The 16,980-nt window shown below is 62.9% G+C and carries 15 protein-coding genes and 1 tRNA gene; 7 read left to right on the top strand and 9 right to left on the bottom strand.

The genetic code is table 11. The features are described from left to right. The first annotated feature begins 101 nt into the window (after positions 1-101). The 3 genes from ACSC1Y_RS04955 (at position 102) to ACSC1Y_RS04945 (ending at position 4,052) form a co-directional block, all read left to right on the top strand. Positions 102-1,877: a PAS domain S-box protein gene (locus ACSC1Y_RS04955; RefSeq protein ID WP_435333579.1), complete on the top strand. Its 1,776-nt coding sequence runs from the start codon at positions 102-104 to the stop codon at positions 1,875-1,877. A 139-nt stretch (positions 1,878-2,016) separates the two neighbouring features. Beyond that, on the top strand, positions 2,017-2,325 hold the full coding sequence (locus ACSC1Y_RS04950; RefSeq protein ID WP_435333578.1) for a DUF5658 family protein: 309 nt from the start codon (positions 2,017-2,019) through the stop codon (positions 2,323-2,325). 1,121 nt (positions 2,326-3,446) lie between these two features. After that, positions 3,447-4,052: a site-specific integrase gene (locus ACSC1Y_RS04945; RefSeq protein WP_435333577.1), complete on the top strand. Its 606-nt coding sequence runs from the start codon at positions 3,447-3,449 to the stop codon at positions 4,050-4,052. An 88-nt stretch (positions 4,053-4,140) separates the two neighbouring features. Here the strand turns inward: ACSC1Y_RS04945 and ACSC1Y_RS04940 are convergent, their stop codons facing one another. Next, positions 4,141-4,608 carry a type IV pilin domain-containing protein gene (locus ACSC1Y_RS04940; protein ID WP_435333576.1) on the bottom strand — a complete coding sequence of 156 codons (468 nt, stop codon included), beginning with the start codon at positions 4,606-4,608 and terminating at the stop codon, positions 4,141-4,143. Between the two features lie 2 nt (positions 4,609-4,610). Further along, positions 4,611-5,033 (bottom strand): type IV pilin domain-containing protein, encoded by a 423-nt coding sequence (locus ACSC1Y_RS04935; RefSeq protein WP_435333575.1) that lies wholly within the window; start codon positions 5,031-5,033, stop codon positions 4,611-4,613. A gap of 401 nt (positions 5,034-5,434) precedes the next feature. Between ACSC1Y_RS04935 and ACSC1Y_RS04930 the strand changes: the two genes are divergently transcribed. Beyond that, complete coding sequence (locus ACSC1Y_RS04930; protein WP_435333574.1) at positions 5,435-5,704, top strand: hypothetical protein; 270 nt, start codon at positions 5,435-5,437, stop codon at positions 5,702-5,704. Between the two features lie 355 nt (positions 5,705-6,059). On the opposite strand, the gene ACSC1Y_RS04925 is transcribed toward ACSC1Y_RS04930, so the two are convergent. From ACSC1Y_RS04925 to ACSC1Y_RS04910, 4 genes are all read right to left on the bottom strand, one after another. After that, positions 6,060-6,130: transfer RNA gene (locus ACSC1Y_RS04925), tRNA-Pro, on the bottom strand. A gap of 85 nt (positions 6,131-6,215) precedes the next feature. Then, the gene (locus ACSC1Y_RS04920) at positions 6,216-7,091 is read right to left on the bottom strand and encodes an RNA-guided pseudouridylation complex pseudouridine synthase subunit Cbf5 (RefSeq protein ID WP_435333573.1); all 876 of its coding nucleotides are present in this window, start codon (positions 7,089-7,091) and stop codon (positions 6,216-6,218) included. A gap of 1 nt (position 7,092) precedes the next feature. Further along, positions 7,093-7,668, bottom strand: coding sequence for a (d)CMP kinase (gene cmk / locus ACSC1Y_RS04915; protein ID WP_435333572.1), 576 nt, complete (start codon positions 7,666-7,668; stop codon positions 7,093-7,095). 82 nt (positions 7,669-7,750) lie between these two features. After that, positions 7,751-8,662 (bottom strand): DUF106 domain-containing protein, encoded by a 912-nt coding sequence (locus tag ACSC1Y_RS04910; protein WP_435333571.1) that lies wholly within the window; start codon positions 8,660-8,662, stop codon positions 7,751-7,753. A 168-nt stretch (positions 8,663-8,830) separates the two neighbouring features. On the opposite strand from ACSC1Y_RS04910, the gene ACSC1Y_RS04905 reads away from it, so the two are divergent. Continuing rightward, complete coding sequence (locus tag ACSC1Y_RS04905) at positions 8,831-10,576, top strand: polymer-forming cytoskeletal protein (protein ID WP_435333570.1); 1,746 nt, start codon at positions 8,831-8,833, stop codon at positions 10,574-10,576. A 33-nt stretch (positions 10,577-10,609) separates the two neighbouring features. Here ACSC1Y_RS04905 and ACSC1Y_RS04900 read toward each other — a convergent pair whose 3' ends face one another. Beyond that, entirely contained in the window at positions 10,610-11,257 is a 648-nt protein-coding gene (locus ACSC1Y_RS04900; RefSeq protein WP_435333569.1) for an adenylate kinase, read from the bottom strand. Between the two features lie 180 nt (positions 11,258-11,437). Further along, positions 11,438-13,018 carry a S8 family serine peptidase gene (locus tag ACSC1Y_RS04895; RefSeq protein WP_435333568.1) on the bottom strand — a complete coding sequence of 527 codons (1,581 nt, stop codon included), beginning with the start codon at positions 13,016-13,018 and terminating at the stop codon, positions 11,438-11,440. Between the two features lie 327 nt (positions 13,019-13,345). On the opposite strand from ACSC1Y_RS04895, the gene ACSC1Y_RS04890 reads away from it, so the two are divergent. Continuing rightward, entirely contained in the window at positions 13,346-13,807 is a 462-nt protein-coding gene (locus ACSC1Y_RS04890; RefSeq protein WP_435333567.1) for an NYN domain-containing protein, read from the top strand. A gap of 110 nt (positions 13,808-13,917) precedes the next feature. Here ACSC1Y_RS04890 and ACSC1Y_RS04885 read toward each other — a convergent pair whose 3' ends face one another. Then, positions 13,918-15,786 carry a S8 family serine peptidase gene (locus ACSC1Y_RS04885; RefSeq protein WP_435333566.1) on the bottom strand — a complete coding sequence of 623 codons (1,869 nt, stop codon included), beginning with the start codon at positions 15,784-15,786 and terminating at the stop codon, positions 13,918-13,920. A gap of 342 nt (positions 15,787-16,128) precedes the next feature. Here ACSC1Y_RS04885 and ACSC1Y_RS04880 point away from each other — a divergent pair, with 342 nt between their 5' ends. After that, positions 16,129-16,968, top strand: coding sequence for a TatD family hydrolase (locus ACSC1Y_RS04880; protein WP_435333565.1), 840 nt, complete (start codon positions 16,129-16,131; stop codon positions 16,966-16,968). Positions 16,969-16,980 lie beyond the last annotated feature (12 nt).

The raw sequence follows: 16,980 nt of genomic DNA, 5'->3' as shown, positions 1-16,980 counted from the left end.
GACGTCTGTGGTTCTCGGACACATGGTTTATACACCCGGGGGGGCTACCTCCGCTGAACGACGTCATGGATGGGCCCCAGACTCCGATACACGTCCTTCACGTGGACGACGATTCGTCGTTCGCGAGGCTGACGCCCGAGTTCCTGCCACGTGAAGACGAGTCTATCACGGTGACGACGGCCGAAAGCGCACGGGAGGGGCTGGCGGTCCTCAAGCACGAGTCGATCGACTGCGTGGTCTCCGACTACGATATGCCCGAGCAGAATGGCATCGAGTTCCTCCAGTCGGTCCGCGAACGCTATCCCGGCCTGCCGTTCGTCCTCTTCACCGGGAAAGGGTCGGAGGAGATAGCCAGCGAGGCCATCTCCGCAGGGGTCACCGACTACCTGCAGAAACACGGTGGGAAGGACCAGTTCACGCTACTTGCGAACCGTATCGGAAACGCGGTCGCGAATCAGCGCGCGCAGACGAACTACCGGGAGATCTTCGAGAAGGCGACCGACGGTATCGTCGTCCACGACATCGAGACCAGCCTCGTCGTCGACGCCAACACCCAGTTCTGTAAGATGCTCGGCTACACGAGCACCGAGTTGATCGGGAAGACGATCGGGGCCATCTCGACGGGAGAACCACCGTACACCGACGAACGGGCGGCGGAGCTCATCAAGACCGCCGCGGCGGAGGGCCCACAGGTGTTCGAGTGGCGAACCCTGTCGAAGGACGGAACCGAGGTCCCCGTCGAGGTCCACCTCAAGGCGACGAGCATCGGCGGCCAGGGGCGTGTCCTGGCGGTCGTCAGGAACATCACGGAGCGGAAGGCCCGCGAAGCAGAGCTCCGCGTCCAGCGCGAGCGGTTCGACCAGCTCGTGCGCCGGGTCGACGAGTACGCCCTCTTCGTGCTCGACCCAGACGGCACCGTCGCCAGCTGGAACGACGGTGCGGAGCGGCTGAAGGGCTACACCGAGTCGGAGATACTCGGCCAGCACCTCTCCGTCTTCTACCCCGACGACGTGGCGGCGGAGCGGCCCGACGAGATACTCGCCCGGGCCGCCGAAGTGGGGAACGTCCAGGACGAAGGCTGGCGCGTCCGGAAGGACGGAACCAGGTTCTGGGCGCGGGTCTCCGTGACCCCACTGTACGACGACGACGGCGATGTCCGCGGGTTCTCGAAGGTCACCCAGGACCTGACCGAGCGGCGTCGCCACCAGCGAGAGCTCGAGGCCCAGAACGAGCGCCTCGAGGAGTTCGCGGTCGCGGTGAGCCACGACCTCCGCAACCCACTCAACGTCGCCCAGAGCCGGCTGAAGATGGCACAGACCGACCGCCAGAGCGACGACCTCGACGACGTGGAGTGGGCCCTCGACCGGATGCGCGTCCTGATAGACGACATGCTGGCGCTGGCCCGGCAGCGGGACCACACGGTCTCCCTCGAACCGGTGTCGCTGCGCAACATCGTCGCAGGGTGCTGGCGGAACGTCGAAACGGGCGAGGCACGGCTCATCCTCGACTGCGACCGGGAGCTGCTGGCCGACGCCGGTCGGCTGAAGCAGCTGTTCGAGAACCTCATCCGGAACGCGGTCGAACACTCATCCTCCGACTACCAGACCGAATCCCCCGCGGCCGACGGCGGCGCGCCACTCACCATCAGGGTCGGCTGTCTCGACGGCGGCTTCTCCCTCGAAGACAGCGGGTTCGGCATCCCCGCCGCCGACCGCGACCGGGTGTTCGAGAGCGGCTACTCGACGAACGAGGCGGGAACCGGGCTGGGCCTCGCCATCGTCCACGACGTCGCGACCGCCCACGGCTGGGAGGTGGCCGTGACCGAAGGAACGGAGGGCGGTGCGCGGTTCGAGTTCCGTGGTGTGGAGCGGGTGTGAGGAGTGTCGGGGTGTTTCTGGAGAGGGCGAAGTCGGAGTGGTGTAGTCGTCTGGTTGTAGGGTGGCGTCGATGTGTGTGGGTTCGTTCTGTAGCGACGACGAGTTTCGGTAGTGCTGGCTGACGATCTACCTGTGGTCAATGGGCGTGCTCACCTGGGGCGTCGGCGATACGGTGACGACGTACTGGGGAATCGGGCATCCACTCGCCTACGAGGCCGTGCCGATCAATGCGTGGGCGCACGATGTTGCGGGAATCGCTGGTGTCGTCGCCATCAAACTCGTCGTACTCTGTAGTCTGTGGGTCATCCACCAGCGAGCGCCTCGAGTGGTTCGGGAGCGATACGGCTACTGGCTCGATGGCGTCGAGCACGCGATCCCTCTCGGGCTGTTCGTTGCTGGTGTACATCTAACGCTGATGAACATGGAGGTCGTCGGCGTTGTCGGATGAAGCTCTGCTTTGATGGAAGAAGTTGCTTTACTCACAACGATGAAGCCCACCGATAAATTCGGTGAAGCCAAGCCTGTAGCGGAGATAAGAGTGAGATAACAACTCCGACAATCAAAGATGCCAGAGAGATTACCAGATAAGTGATTCCAGAGATACTCGAGTCAGCGCCTCCGTTCACAAGATAACCCATGTAGAATGCGAGAAGTACGATTGCGGCCGCAAACAACATGAACCCATAGATGGCAAGTGAGCCAGGAATAGTTTTAGAATGCTTGGATAGAATCCACCAGAGGTCACTATAAAATCCAGATAGAGCTTTGGCTCCATCAGTGCTGGCAGGATTGTGTGACTCAGTATTCCATCGAAAAGTAGTCCGGCCCTTATTCTTACTAACCCAGCCACTCTCTACAAGATTTGTAGTAAACTCACTAATTCGCGACTGGCTTACACCCACCTCTTTTGCTAAATCAGTCTGTGTGAATTCTCGGTCATAGTTCGAATAGAGAATTTCAACCACACTGGTGAACGAATCTCCTTTGGATGAAAACTCGTCTTGCAATTCAGAAGGGGGTTTTCTCATAGACTCCGATAATCCGACTGTATTAAAAAAGGTTGAGGGGGTGATTCGCTATTTTGCCATCCCTGAAAGGCTATAAACCCGGGTTGTGGGGCTTGAACCGTGTGTTTGTATTTTATAACTGAAATCCGTACATTCTGACGCAGATGGACCGAATAGAATGGGTTCAAGAGGAGAAGTATCGAAATCGCGGGCAATCAACGCCGCAGATAATTCTAGCGGGCTTGGTTCTAATGCTCATATCACCTGCCCTAATCAGTATGACTGTAGACCTGAAGAGTGGATTCGCATCAGTTCCAGGGTTTTCGGACGGAATGGCTGCTCTAATCGCCGTCCTATTCCTCCTGGCAATCGTATTCAGCGCTCTCGGTATAGAATAGATAGGGAGCAAGTAAAGCCAGTCCAAAATTTCACGCTTCCCTTCTAACGTGCAATCGCATCACCTGAAGCGACGCGAACCACTGAGATTCTGCCGTCTCACCGCAACCCACCAGCTCGGTCTGAGGTTACTTGTTGCACCTTCGTCCAGGCGAACACGCAACCCATGCGCACCGAACGAAACCGAGACGGCACCTGGAACGTCTGGATGTCTCGCGAGGAGTACCGCGAGCTCCCTCGGCAGGCGACGACCTTCGAGCGGGAGATTGCCATCCGACTGATGGGCGACTGCGGCCTTCGCGTCGCCGAAGTCCTCGACGTCTGTCCCGAGCACATCTCGCGAATGAGCGACGGCCGTCACTACCAGCTCGAGGTCGTCGCCGGGAAGGACACCAGTGGCGAGTACAACGGCGGCAAGCACCGTGAGGCGTGGCTACCGATAGAGGTCGAGGCGCTCATCAACCGCTACGTCCAGAACGAGGACGTCGACGACGACAAGCCGCTCATCGACCGGTCGAAGCGAACCGTGCAGTACTGGGTCGAGGATGCCGCCGACGTGGCCGCGGCCGTGACCGGCGACGCAGACTACGAGCGTGTGTCGTCGCACGATCTTCGACGCTGCTGGGCGAACCACCTGCTCGTCGAGGAGAACGTGAGTCCACGAATCGTGATGGCTCTCGGCGGCTGGAGAAGCTATGACGCGATAGAGCCGTATCTGACGGCGCCGAGCGAAGAAAAAGTGGCTCGGATGTTGTTATTTGCCAATATCTGACATTTGTGTGTCGGTAGGAGTGAAATAAGAATTACAGCTGCTGAGTGGTTGACTGCCTGAAAATACAAATAAAAGACCTACCTGAAATTCAGGGCAGCTCGCCGTTCGCGATGACCTGGCTGGAGTCGCCCGAGGTGGACTGCCAGATAACCTTCAGAGCATCGCCGGATGACGCATTGTAGCTTCCTCCGAAGTCGGTGTCAGTGGTGCCGACCTCGTAGGTACCGGTGCCGCCAGCAGTCCAGGAGCTCGGAGTGCTACCACCGGTATAGGTGTTCCCAGTTGCGGTGATCGAGATGGAACTACCGTCGAGGTCATCTCCACCGTTGTGACTGATGGTGAAGTTCTCCTTTGCATCGTTGTCCCAGCCACTCGTGGCCCCATCATCGTAGCTAAATGCGAGGTTTGCCTGCGGAGAAGCTTCTTGCGAGCCACCGATGTTGAGCACGAAGGCTCCGATGACTGCTGCAAGGATGACCGTGATTGCAACCATGAGGATAACCCCGATGACTGGCGATACAGCGTTTTCTTCGTTGAATATTGCTTTAATGTTCATTTTTAGACCTCTTTCTCCCCCAGAACTTGGCTGGAATCGCCACTCGATGCCTCCCAGACCAGCTTCAGAGTGTTACCACCGTCGGCATTCCGTGCGACTTGATGTCGGTCACCCGCAGTGAAGCTACCAGATGACGAGAAGGGGTTACCGTAGGCAGGGTCAGCAGCACTGCCACTGCCGGAAATCGTGATCGAAATGGTCGCATTATCAATGTCGTCACCGCCATTGTGCTCAAGGAACACGTCTCCGCTGGAGGTGTTCTCCCAGCCGAAGTTAGCCTGGGGAGCTTTTTCTTGCGACCCACCGATGTTCAGTACGAACGCACCGATAACCGCTGCGAGAATGACGGTGATCGCGACCATCAGAATCACACCGATGACCGGCGACACCGCATTGTCGTCGTTGAAGATTGATTTCAGTTCCATGGTTGTGTGTATCCCACACCTACGTCCCCGCGGACGCCCACCAGTCGAACTGGCGGGTCCCGTGCCCACGGCGTCGTCAGGTGTATGGAGTGTCCACCTCGTCTCCTCCGGATAAAGCTAACTGATTGTGATAAGTTTCTGGTAGTAATGGCGCATTATGAATCGATTTCTGCCGAGGCCTGCATCGCGTCAAGCCCCCATTGAACCCGCGCCAGATTGTTCAAAACTCCCGATACCGGGTTATTCTCAGAAGTGATACCTTCGACGTTCCCATAAGGTCAGTTAACTAGACTTTCGTACCGGCGGCCAATAGGCTTATTTGTTGCCGGTTCCGCGACTGTCGTCGATTGCTCGCGCGCGGATTGCCGATGGTTTCTGTCTGTGATTTGACCAGTGGTGCAGTGCTCGAAAATATCGTGTGGGAGATGGGGGACAGTCACCGCGTGCAGTGGGTCGCTCCGGGAGTCGCCGCCGGCGGTCTGGCCATCGCACTCGGTTCCGCCGGAGGCATGGAAGCCGGCGTCATCGACGGCGACGGGCTCACCGACGAAGCTGTCTGGATGCGGTGGCTGTCGGGTCGGCTGGGCGACGACGATGGTCGCCGCAGGAGGGGGCTGGAGGGGCGTGCTCTCCGAGGCCAGATTCGATGGCTGGGTCGTCGCCGTCGGTGACGACCGCGGAGCACGGGAGAGGAACCAGCACTCCGAGAACTGCGACACTGGCGAGGGCGTCGAACTCCCCGCCGTTCCAGTCCTGCTGCTGTTCCTGAGCAGCTTCGTCACTATCCGGGTATTCAGCGTCGTCGCGGTCGTCGACGGGCGACGTACTCTGGAGAAGGTGGACAGCTCTGCTCGCGACGAACACGTCGGCCGGACCGGTTTCTGCGGCTTCGCTCGTCGTCGTTCCCCCGCCGCAAAAGTGGGACCACCGAAGACTCGCTCCGCTCGTCTTCGAGGTCCCATTTTGCTCCACTACGTTCCTCGACAGGAGCCTGCGGCTCCTGTCTCGGTACTCGTTCCGCAAAAGTGGGACCGCCGAGAGTCGAACTCGGGTCCTACGGACCCCATCCGCAGAGGATACCACTACCCCACGGTCCCAGGGTGTATCTGAACCAACAGCCGTCTGCTGTTTAAGGGTGTCGTTTCGTTCGCCGTGTGCGAGGGCTGGCCGTACCGCGCCGGGTCAGACCAGCACGCGCTCGAGTTCGACCTGTACACCCGAGTCTGCGTCCCGGTCGCCGACGAAGCGGCCGAGACAGACCGCCGTCCCCTGCGGCGCGAAACACGCCACGAGGTCGCCGGAGCTGGCGTCGTCGTCGATTTCGATGACGCCGGGGGCGTAGACGGGTGCGCCGTTCGCCACCTGCTCGGCGGCGTTCGGGGCGATGGTGACGCTCGGGAGGTGTTCGAGCGCTCGCTCGGCGGGCAGGACGGTCTCGCGGAGCCAGGATTCGTCGCCGTCCTCGCGGTAGAACGCGAGCGCGTCCCAGAGGTCCTCGAGCGTGTGGAGCGTCGAGTCGTCGAACGGGCCGGTCGCGGTCCGCCGGAGGTGTCCCATGTGGCCGCCGGTACCGAGCGCGAGGCCGATGTCGTGGCAGAGCTTGCGGATGTAGGTGCCGGACTCGCAGTCGATTCGGAGCAGGACCTTCCGGTCCGAGACCTCCAGCACGTCGAGGTCGTACACCTCGCGCACGCGCAGGCGACGCGAGACCGCGCTCTTGCGCGGCGGTTTCTGGTACAGCGGTGCCTCGAACTCGGCGACGGTTGCCTCGAGGTCCGACGGCGGGGTACCGTGCAGTTCGAGGACCGCGACGTACTCCTTCGAGCCCTCGAGGAACACCTGCGCCATGCGGGTCGCGTCGCCGAGCAGGACCGGGAGACAGCCGGTGACTTTCGGGTCGAGCGTGCCCGAGTGGGCCGCCTGGTCGACGCCGACCTCGTCGCGGATCCACGCCGCGACCTGGTGGGCCGATGGCCCGGGTGGTTTGTCGAGGTTGACGACGCCGAACTCGAGCAGTTCCTCGGGCGTTCGCTCGTCGGGCGGTGCGCGAAGCGTCATCTCAGAACTCGTAGTCCACGTCGACGGGATAGGCCCCCTCGTCGGTCGCGGGGTCGTGCGATTCGACCAGGTCGACGAGCAGTCCGACGACGGTCTCGGCGTCCCACCGGGCGGTGTTCAGACAGACGTCGTAGATGGAGAGGTCGCCGATGTCGATTCCGTAGTACTCGTGGTACCGCGTGGCCTCGCTGGCCTCGCGGACTTCGGTCTCCTCGGCGGCCTGTTCCGGCGTCTTCTCCTCGCGGTCGGCGATACGCTCGCCGCGAACCGACACCGGGGCGTCGAGCCAGAAGCGGAAGTCGGCCTCGTCTCCAGCGAGCCAGCCGGCGAGTCGGGACTCGAGGACGATGCCGTCGCGTTCGACGGCGATCTCGCGCAGGCGACGGTCGAGGTCACGGTCTATCTGGTCGTCCTCCTCGGCGAGTTCGTTGAACTCCGCGAGCGAGAGGTCGCGCTCGGCGGCGAGTTCGCGAAAGATGTCGCCACCGGAGACGTGTTCGAGGTCGAGCGCGTCGGCCAGTCCCTTGGCCGTGGTGCTCGTACCACAGCCGGGCGGGCCGGAGACGGTCAGTAACATACGCCTCCTCGGTCGGTCGCGCTAAAATGATTTGTGACTTCGCCCGGGTCCGCGGTGTGAAACGACTGCGCCGGGGGGCAGCTTACGACGGCGTCGCGTCGAGGTCGAGCGTCTTCATGATGAGCTGGTTGAAGCCCATCGAGCAGAGGAAGTACCAGATGATCCACGCCGGCATCGGGCCGACGCCTTCCATCCAGTCGTGCTCACCGAAGATGGGCATCACCATGCCCTGCTCGGCGGCGACGGTGAGGTGTCCCTCGAGGATGACCCAGTACATCCAGAGGAAGGCTGGGATGGTGAGGAGCATGATCCACGCCATCGGGCGGAAGTTCTCTTTCATCATCTCGCCCTGGTCGCCCATCGCGGCCATCTTCTCCTCCTGGATCTTCTCGAGCGCGTCGTCGTCGCCGGCTTTCTTCGCGGCCTTCTCTCGCTCGGTGATGTCCTGCATCTTCTGCTGGATGACCTTGATCTTGCTGTTGTCGACCATGGCCGCCCGCAGGAGCGTCGAGTAGAGACCGGTGATGAGTGCGATAGAGAGGATGACGGCGTAGAACGGGAGAACGTCGTTGAGCGGCTGGAACACGACGTTCATCACGCCACCGACCACGTTCCGGATGGGGTCGAAGTAGTATCCCGCCATCAGCGAGAGGGCGACGACGCCGGCGAGCTTGTCGGAAGTTCGCCAGCTCGAGCCCTCGGTATCGGCGTCGCTCGTATCGATGCTGCTCGTGCTGACCGTGAGGTCGTCTTCGAGCGCTTCCTCGACGGCGTCGGGGTCGGCGACGATGAAGCCGTCCTCGCGCTCGACGAGGATGTCGGACTGGATGAGGCGGCCCCATTTGCCGCTGTCCATCCTGTCGTGGTCTTTCACGTCCTTCCACTCTATCTCCCGGTCGCCGTGATCGCTCTCGTCCATGACGACTTCGAGCGCATCGGCCAACCCCGGGTTGTCCGAGAGGAAGGTGGCTATCTCGTCCGCTGTCCAGGCCATATAGGGTCGAGTTGGGAACGACCGAATACAAATCTTGTTACTCGGGCCTGTGAGCCTCGATGAACGTTCAGGGTAGCGAACTCGGCCCGCTGGGCTGTTCTTCTCGGTTCTGTGAACGATATGAACGGCTGGCAAGATACTTGTAGCCGGCTAGTGTGGAATGGTCCAATGACTGACTCTGCCGGAATGACGAATGTCCGGAGGCCCTGGAAGCGGGGCCGGGGCGTGACACCGGTCGTCGGTGTCGTCCTGCTCGTCGGCATCGTCGCGATCGGTACGATATCCCTCCTCGTCTTCTCGGGTGTCGCCCTCGAGCAGGCTCAGGACCAGGCGACCGACAAGCGCGTCGAACAGTCGTTCGTCGAGTTCGACCGTAACCTCCAGAGCGTCGCCTATTCGGACGGCGGCGCCCGGTCTGTCCCGTTCGACCTCGTCGCGAAGGAAGCGGCTATTCGTCACGAGGACGCCGGCCGCGTCATCATCACGATGACGAAGGGTGGGAACACGACGACCATCGTCAACAAGAGCATCGGCGTCATCGAGTACGAGCGTGACGGCGAAATTTACGCCTACCAGGCCGGCGGCGTCTTCCGGGGAACCGGGGAGAACACCGTCGTCCTCTCGCCGCCGAACACCGAGTACAACATCAACGACGACGGCGAACCCACGCTCTCGCTTCCGATCTTGCAGACCTCCGGCGACAAGCAACTGAACTCCGGTACGATCACGATGCGCAAGAACCGGACCATCGCACCGCTCAACAACGCATCCATCATCCGGGGGGCGATGGTCACGGTAACGATAGAGAGCGAGTACTACGGTGGCTGGTACGAGCACTTCAACGCGATGACCGACGGGACCGGCGTCACGAAGAACGAGTCGGCGAACACCACGACTGTGGAACTGTTGAACCCCGTCCCCCCGAAGTCCGTCGAAAGTGGGATGGTCGCGACGGGTGCGGCGACGACGCTCGACATCGAGAACAACGCCGAGATCGACAGCTACAACTCTTCTGCAGGCCCGTACGCCATCTCCTCGGGCACGACCAGTGAGATCGTCGCAGCCGGTGACGTCGTCGTCTCGAACAACGCCGACGTCGACGGAGACGTCATCGCCGGCGGTGACGTGACCATCGAGAAGGGGACGGTCGACGGCAACGTCTCCGTCGAGCCTGGTGGGACTATCTCCGTCGATTCACAAGACGGGACGCTCACCGGGAACAAGTACTACAACGCGAGCGTCCCGAGTCCGTCGCCGTCCGTCACCCTCATCGACCAGAAACGGATGCTGATAGAGAGCAACAACAACAACAGCAGACCCGGAGTCGACATCGACACGTCGACGAACACGCTGACCGGCTGCTCGTCGACGTGTTCGGTCGAGGAGGGACAGTACTACCTCGAGGAGATAGACACCGGAAACGACGCGGTCATCGAGCTGAATGCGAGTGACGGGCCAATCGAGATCGTCGTCGACGGGGACGTCGTGCTCGGGAACAAAGCCGAGATCCGAGTGAAAGGCACTCACCGAGTGAATATGTACATCGAGGGTGAAGTCGTGCTGTCGCAGAACTCCGAGGTCACCGTTCCGCAGGACCGGGCGCCGCAGTACTGGATGTACGTCAATCCGGGGACCGAGACCGCCATCGAGAACGGCGTCAGATTCACCGGCGTCCTGTACGGCCCGGCGAACGGCACGACGGAGGGGACGGCGTTCACCCTCAGCCAGAACGCGGAGGTGTACGGGGCCATCGTGGGTACCATCGGCGAGGTGGAGAACAACTACGAGCTCCACTACGACGAAGCGCTCGTCGGGACGCGAGCGGTGCCGGAAAGCGTCACGCAGATTCCCTCCATCACCTACCTGCACGTCTCCGTGCACGAGGTCGTCGTCACTGACGGAGACGACGACTGAGAAACGGACCGCTCCGCGACTGCGACTACTGTTCTACGTCCGCGATTCGATCGCTGCCTTCACGTCGGCCCAGACGTCGTCGGGAGCCTGCTCCCCGTCGATGCTGGCGAACTCGTCGCGGCCCTCGTAGAAGTCGATGACGGGCTGGGTGTTCTCTTCGAAGACGCGGAGTCGCTCGCGAACCGTCTCCTCGGTGTCGTCGTCGCGCTGGTGCAGCTCACCGCCGCACTCGTCACAGACGCCCTCCTCCTCGGGCTGGCTGTACTTGACGTGGAAGTTCGTCCCGCACTCGGTGCAGACGCGGCGGCCGGTGAGGCGGTCGACGAGCTCTTCGGTGTCGACGTCGAGCGAGAGGATGACGTCGAGGTCGGTCATCTCGGAGAGCTCTTCGGCCTGTTCGAGGTTGCGGGGGTAGCCGTCGAGGACGTAGCCGTCGGCCGAGGAGAGTGCCTCCTCGACGATGGCGTTGACGACGGCGTCGGGGACGAGTTCGCCGCGGTCCATGTACTCGCGCGGGGTGTCGTACTCCGTGTCCATGTCGCTGATGTCCATGTCCTTGTTGGCGCGGAGTGCGTCACCCGTCGTGACGTGCTCGACGCCGAACGTTTCGACGATGTGCTTGGACTGTGTACCCTTGCCAGCGCCCGGTGCGCCGAGGATGAGGATGTGCGGTTTGCTCATGTTCGGGGCATCGCCCTTCCGACATAAAGAGTTAAAGAAAGCGGCTGGGTGTGACAGCCGCGAGCGCCCGCGGTGAGACGTCGTAGAGGTGATGACAGGAAAAGTGGTAGGAACGTGATGAGTGCGTGGTGGCGACGGGTGGTACGGCCCGACGCCGGGGGACGGCGGAGGGACGCGCCGTTATTCGTACTCGGTGATGGTCAGGTCGTAGCTACCGGAGCCGGAGTAGGAGTCCACGTCGATCTGCAGGTCCGTGGAGGTGTCCGGGTTGTCGATGGTAATCGTCTCCTGACTGTTCGTGCTGGTCGAGGCGTAGTCGTAGTTCGACGGACTCGCGTTGGTCGTCGTGCCCTCGTTGATGTAGAGGTCGAAGTCGGCGCTGGACGGACCGTCGAGCTCGACCTTGATCTGGCTCGGGTTGCTGTAGGTCCACGACCACGTCCAGTCGTCGTAGTCCCAGTAGCCGGAGAGGGAACCGCTGACGGTCTCGGAGGTGGAGCCGCTGCCACCGCCGCCACCGCCGCCGCCGCTGTTGGACGGGTCGGTCGTGACTGCTGCGTAGGCGTCGACCTGGCCGCTACCCTGCTTGTCCGAGGAGAGGCCGATGTCCTCGGCCGTGTTCTTCAGGTGGCTGCGGAGCTCGTTGTTCGCGAGGCTCGACCACTTGGCGAGGGTGAGACCGGCCACACCGGAGGTGACGGGCGTCGCCATCGAGGTGCCCGAGAGCTTCTCGTAGCTGCCGCGGGTCTCGGTCGTCGTCGAGAGGATGTCCACGCCGGGGGCGCAGAGTTCGACGCTGGAGCCGTACTGGCTGAAGCTGGCGAGGTTCTCGTTGGAGTCGACCGCGGAGATGGCCATACACTCGCTGTAGGCTGCCGGGTAGCTGACGGAGCTGGTGCCGTCGTTACCCGCCGCACAGATGAGCAGTGCGCCCTGGTTCTGTGCGTAGGAGACGGCGTTCTTCATCGTGGACGTGTAGCCACCGCCACCGAGGGACATGTTGATGATGTCCGCGCCCTGGTCCGCCGCCCACTCGACGGCGTCCGCGATGTCGCTCGTCGAACCGCTGCCACCCTCGTCGAGGGCGCGGCCGTTGATGAGCGAGGAGTTGCCCTGGCCGGCGACGCCGGTGCCGTTGTCGATGACCGCAGCCGCACAGCCGGAGACGTGCGTCCCGTGGTACTCGTCCTGGGGCACGTCCGGGTACGGGTCGGAGTCGTTGTCGACGAAGTCGTAGCCGGGGTTGGACTTGTAGTTGCCCGCCAGGTCGGGGTGGTCGTACTGCGCACCCGTGTCGACGACCGCGATGGTGACGGAGGAGTCACCGAACGTGGTGTCCCACGCCTGGTCGGACTTGACCTGCTGCGGGGCGTACTGACTGCTGAACTGCGGGTCGTTCGGCGTCGCGAGCGCGTGGTGCGTCGCGTTCTTCTCCGCGTACTTGACGCCGTCCTTCTTCGTGACGGCCGAGATGAAGTTCTCCTTGGCGGTGTCCGAGGCCGTGCTCGGGAACTTCACTGCGACGTAGCTGAGTGTGTCGTTCTCGTGGACGATCTCGGCGTTGCCGGGGACGGCCGATTCGACCGTCGCGCGACGGTCGACGCCTTTCGAGACGCCGACGAGGATCTCGTCCTCTTTCGGGCCAGGTTTCCGGCCTGGCGTTCCGCTCGTGACACCGGCGAATGCCGCGGCACCTGCGGCTGCACCGGCTGCTTTTACGAAGGTACGACGACCGAACTGGTGGTTGTCATCATCTGGCATGAGACGATTCCGCAGAGTTGCCTGTATCACATAAAACTTTCGCAATGGTGATTCGTGTTTATAATAGCCGATGGAAATCACGCTCTGTCGTATATATTTGTCCCCTATCCTCAGGGAACAAAATATTCTTTTTACACTATATAATTTGAAAATAATGCTTTGGTCGGTGTCCTCGGACCGTCGCCGTTCTGGCGCGCGGTGTGATACCACGACTGTTCCGTTCTCGGATTCGCGCCGCCGCGGCCGGGCCCGTCGTCGCCACCGAGCAGAATCACCGCACGACCGAAACCGCCACCGCTTTCCCCATCAGACCGCAACCCAGAGACGATGAACGACCGGTTTCGACGGCTCCTGCCGGGCACCGAACCGTACCCGCGCGCACGGGTCGGTCTGTTCGTAGACGGCCCGAACGTACTCCGCGACGAGTTCGACGTCGACCTCGACGACGTCCGGCGGGCCGCACAGGAGGAGGGTGACCTCGCGGTGACGCGGCTCTATCTCGACGAACACGCGACGCCCGGCCTCATCCAGGCTGCAGAGGCCCGCGGCTACGAAGTGGTCGTGACGAGCGGTGACGTCGACGTGAAACTCGCCATCGATGCGACGGAAGCGGCGGTGCTCGAATCCATCGACGCGCTCGCCATCGCGTCGCGCGACACGGACTTCAAGCCGGTCCTGGAGACGGCGGGCCGTCACGGCCTGCGGACCATCGCCATCGCCCCAGGAGAGCATGGCCGATCGGACGCGCTCCAGAACGCGGCCAACTTCTCGATGGTTCTCGAGGAGTGACCGACACGGTTCGCGCCGTCTACGGTCGTTTTCGCAGTGTCATCGATGCCTCTCGAAGCGTCGAGTCACGTCGAGAATACGGGGAAGGGGTGCGAAACGGGTGACCCGGCTTACTTCCCGAGCTCCTCCACGGAGACGGTGTAGCTGCCGGACCCGGAGTAGGAGTCGACGAGGATGCCGATCTGCTGGCCGGGGCTCACGTCGTCGAGGACGATCTGTTCGTTGCTGTCCTGCGTGATAGAGCGCTTGTCGTAATCGTAGGTGCTCGGCGAGCGGCCGTCGACCGTCACGTAGAGGTCGAAGTCGCTGTAGGTCGGCCCCGTGAGCGAAACGGTGACCTGACACGGGTCGGCGAGGTCGAGGTTGTAGGTGTACGAATCCCCGTCGTAGTAGCCGTACAGGTAACCGTCGGCGCTACCGCCGCTCTCCGCGTCGCCACAGGAGCCACCGCTGGCGGACTCGACGGTGATGGCGACGGAATCGGACGAGGTCGCGCCGTCGTCGTCGGTGACCGTCAGCGTCGCGGTGTAGTCGCCCGCGCTCTGGTACGCGTGCGTGGTGGTCGCACCGGAGCCGGTCGAGCCGTCGCCGAAGTCCCAGTCGTACGCCGTGATGGAGCCGTCTGAGTCCGAGGAACCGGAGCCGTCGAAGGTGACGTCCTGTCCGACCTGCACGGTCGCGGCAGAGGCGGAGATGGAGACGGTCGGTGCGGTGTTGCCGCCACCGCCGCCACCACCGCCGGCAGCGACGAGGTTCGCGGCGTCGACCCGGCCGGCGCCCTGCTGGTCGGCCGAGAGACCGATGTCGACGGCGGTCTCCTTGAGCTTCGAGCGCAGCTTCGTGTTCGACCAGCTCGGGTTCGCGGCGAGCCCGAGGGCGGCGACGCCTGCCGCGGCGGGACACGCCATCGAGGTGCCGGATATCTTGTTGTACTTGCCGCCGTACTGCCCGACGTTCTCCGTCCACGTCGAGAGGATGTCGACACCGGGTGCGACGACCTCCTGCTTGCTGCCGTAGTTCGAGAAGCTGGCGAGGTTCTCGTTCTCGTCGACCGCGCCGACGGCGATACACTCGTCGTAGGCGGCCGGGTACGAAACCGAGCTCTGCCCGTCGTTGCCCGATGCACAGAGGATGGTGACGCCTTCGTTCGCGGCGTAGGAGACGGCGTTCTTCATCGTGTTCGTGAAGCCGCCGCCGCCGAGGCTCATGTTGATGAGGTCGGCGCCCTGGTTCGCCGCCCACTCGACGGCGTCCGCGATGTCGCTCGTCGAACCGGAGCCCTGCTCACTGAGGGCGCGGCCGGAGATGAGCGTCGAGTCGGACATCCCGGAGATACCGGTCCCGTTGTCCGTCGTGGCAGCCGCGATGCCGGCGACGTGGGTCCCGTGGTACTCGTCCGAGAGGACGTCGGGGTACGGGTCCGAGTCGTCGTCGACGAAGTCCTTCCCCTCGTTCGTCCCGAACCGGTCTGCCAGGTCGGGGTGGTCGTACATGACGCCCTGGTCGATGACCGCGATGGTCACGTCCGAGCTACCCTGCGTGGTGTCCCACGCGGTGGGAGCACGGACCTGCTGCGGTGCGTACTGGTCGCCGAACTTCGGGTCGTTCGGCGTCGCGAACGCGTGGTGGGTCGCGTTCTCCTCGACGTACTTGATGCCAGGCTTGTTCGCCATCGCTCGCGCGACGGCGGAGTCCGCTTTCGCGGAGGCGGCGTCGGGCAGCTTGACGGCCATGTAGCCGAGAGCCCGGTTCCGGTGGACGACCGAGGCGTTCTGGGGAACGGCGTCCTGGACGTGTGCCTCGGCGGTATCCATGCTCGTCGAGGCGGAGACGCCGACGAGGAGTTCGTCCTCTTTGGGGCCGGGTTTCCGTCCGGGTGTCGCGGTGGTGATGCCCGTAAGTGCCGCGGCGGCGCCCGCTGCACCGGTAGCTTTCAGGAAGGTTCGTCGTGCCAGGGAGTGGGTGGTATCGTCAGTCATGACACGAGCCGACAATCACCCCACCACCACTTATATTTTTACATCATAAGGATAAAATTATTGTATACTGAAACAATATCTGAACGACCTTGGTGTAATTGTAACCGGAATTCTATAGGAACCATTCTGAACGAATCACGAGTTCCGTGCAGAGGCCCAGAGAAACACCTCTCGTGAGTATGTGCGCCGTCATGGAATCCACGTCGCACTGTTCCCTTCCCAGACAGGATGGAAGAGTGACTTCGACGAACGTCGGCCGACGACGGCCGGGATGGCGCTTCCAGTCCCCGGTCGACTCCTCCCGGGGTCACTTTTTTGCCCGGCGCTCGCGCACGAACGAGTATGACGAAACTCGGAACCCCCGTGCTCGACGACCATCTCCACCTCGACCCCGAACACGGCCGTGGCATCGAGGCCGTCGAGGACTTCGCCAACGTCGGCGGCACGCACATGCTCGTCGTCAACAAGCCTTCGTGGCACCTCGGGGACCTGCCGGCGGAGCGCTCCGACTTCCGGCACGTGTTCGAGACGACGGTCGACGTCGTCCGCGAGGCGACGACGGTGCTCCCCGGGCGAGCGTGGGCCGTCCTCGGCGTCCATCCAGCGCTCGTCTCCCGGCTGGTCGACGCGGGCCGGACGCCCGCCGAGGCGGCAACCATCATGAAGGCAGGTCTCGACCTCGCCGCGGAGTACGTCGACGACGGTCATGCGCTCGCGCTGAAGTCCGGCCGACCGCACTACGACGTCTCGGACGCCGTGTGGGAGGCCTCCAACGACGTCATGCGCCACGCGTTCCACCTCGGCGCGGAGAACAAGTGCGCGGTCCAGCTCCACACCGAGGGAACGGACGACCTCACGGAGGTCGCCGAGTGGGCAGAGGAGGCCGGGCTCGACCGAACGAACGTCGTCAAGCACTACGCCGGTGGCACGCTCGCCGGGCCGATACCGTCCGTCATGAGCGAGAAGGACCGCCTGCTGACCGCCGCGGAACGGGACGACCCGTTCATGATGGAGACCGACTTCGTCGACGACCCGGACCGGCCCGGAGCCGTGCTCGGCCCGAAGACGGTCCCGCGCCGGACTCGCTGGCTCCTCGACGAAGGCTACGAGGAGGCCGTGCACCGGGCACACGTGGAGACGCCCGCGCTCGTCTACGATATCGACACGGAAGCGACGCTCTGAGCGGTCGACTTC

The sequence above is a fragment of the Haloarchaeobius lipolyticus genome, assembly GCF_051208015.1.
In the GTDB taxonomy this organism is placed as follows: domain Archaea; phylum Halobacteriota; class Halobacteria; order Halobacteriales; family Natrialbaceae; genus Haloarchaeobius.
The sequence above is the reverse complement of the archived record's forward strand: the minus strand, read 5'-3'. Positions and strand labels throughout refer to the sequence as shown.

What these genes read in the sequence shown, in the direction of transcription:
- ACSC1Y_RS04950 (WP_435333578.1), top strand. Translation starts at nt 2,017, where the DNA reads ATGGGCGTGCTCACCTGGGGCGTCGGCGATACGGTGACGACGTACTGG.
- ACSC1Y_RS04945 (WP_435333577.1), top strand. Translation starts at nt 3,447, where the DNA reads ATGCGCACCGAACGAAACCGAGACGGCACCTGGAACGTCTGGATGTCT.
- ACSC1Y_RS04940 (WP_435333576.1), bottom strand. Translation starts at nt 4,608, where the DNA reads ATGAACATTAAAGCAATATTCAACGAAGAAAACGCTGTATCGCCAGTC.
- ACSC1Y_RS04935 (WP_435333575.1), bottom strand. Translation starts at nt 5,033, where the DNA reads ATGGAACTGAAATCAATCTTCAACGACGACAATGCGGTGTCGCCGGTC.
- ACSC1Y_RS04920 (WP_435333573.1), bottom strand. Translation starts at nt 7,091, where the DNA reads ATGACGCTTCGCGCACCGCCCGACGAGCGAACGCCCGAGGAACTGCTC.
- cmk (WP_435333572.1), bottom strand. Translation starts at nt 7,668, where the DNA reads ATGTTACTGACCGTCTCCGGCCCGCCCGGCTGTGGTACGAGCACCACG.
- ACSC1Y_RS04910 (WP_435333571.1), bottom strand. Translation starts at nt 8,662, where the DNA reads ATGGCCTGGACAGCGGACGAGATAGCCACCTTCCTCTCGGACAACCCG.
- ACSC1Y_RS04905 (WP_435333570.1), top strand. Translation starts at nt 8,831, where the DNA reads ATGACTGACTCTGCCGGAATGACGAATGTCCGGAGGCCCTGGAAGCGG.
- ACSC1Y_RS04900 (WP_435333569.1), bottom strand. Translation starts at nt 11,257, where the DNA reads ATGAGCAAACCGCACATCCTCATCCTCGGCGCACCGGGCGCTGGCAAG.
- ACSC1Y_RS04895 (WP_435333568.1), bottom strand. Translation starts at nt 13,018, where the DNA reads ATGCCAGATGATGACAACCACCAGTTCGGTCGTCGTACCTTCGTAAAA.
- ACSC1Y_RS04890 (WP_435333567.1), top strand. Translation starts at nt 13,346, where the DNA reads ATGAACGACCGGTTTCGACGGCTCCTGCCGGGCACCGAACCGTACCCG.
- ACSC1Y_RS04885 (WP_435333566.1), bottom strand. Translation starts at nt 15,786, where the DNA reads ATGACTGACGATACCACCCACTCCCTGGCACGACGAACCTTCCTGAAA.
- ACSC1Y_RS04880 (WP_435333565.1), top strand. Translation starts at nt 16,129, where the DNA reads ATGACGAAACTCGGAACCCCCGTGCTCGACGACCATCTCCACCTCGAC.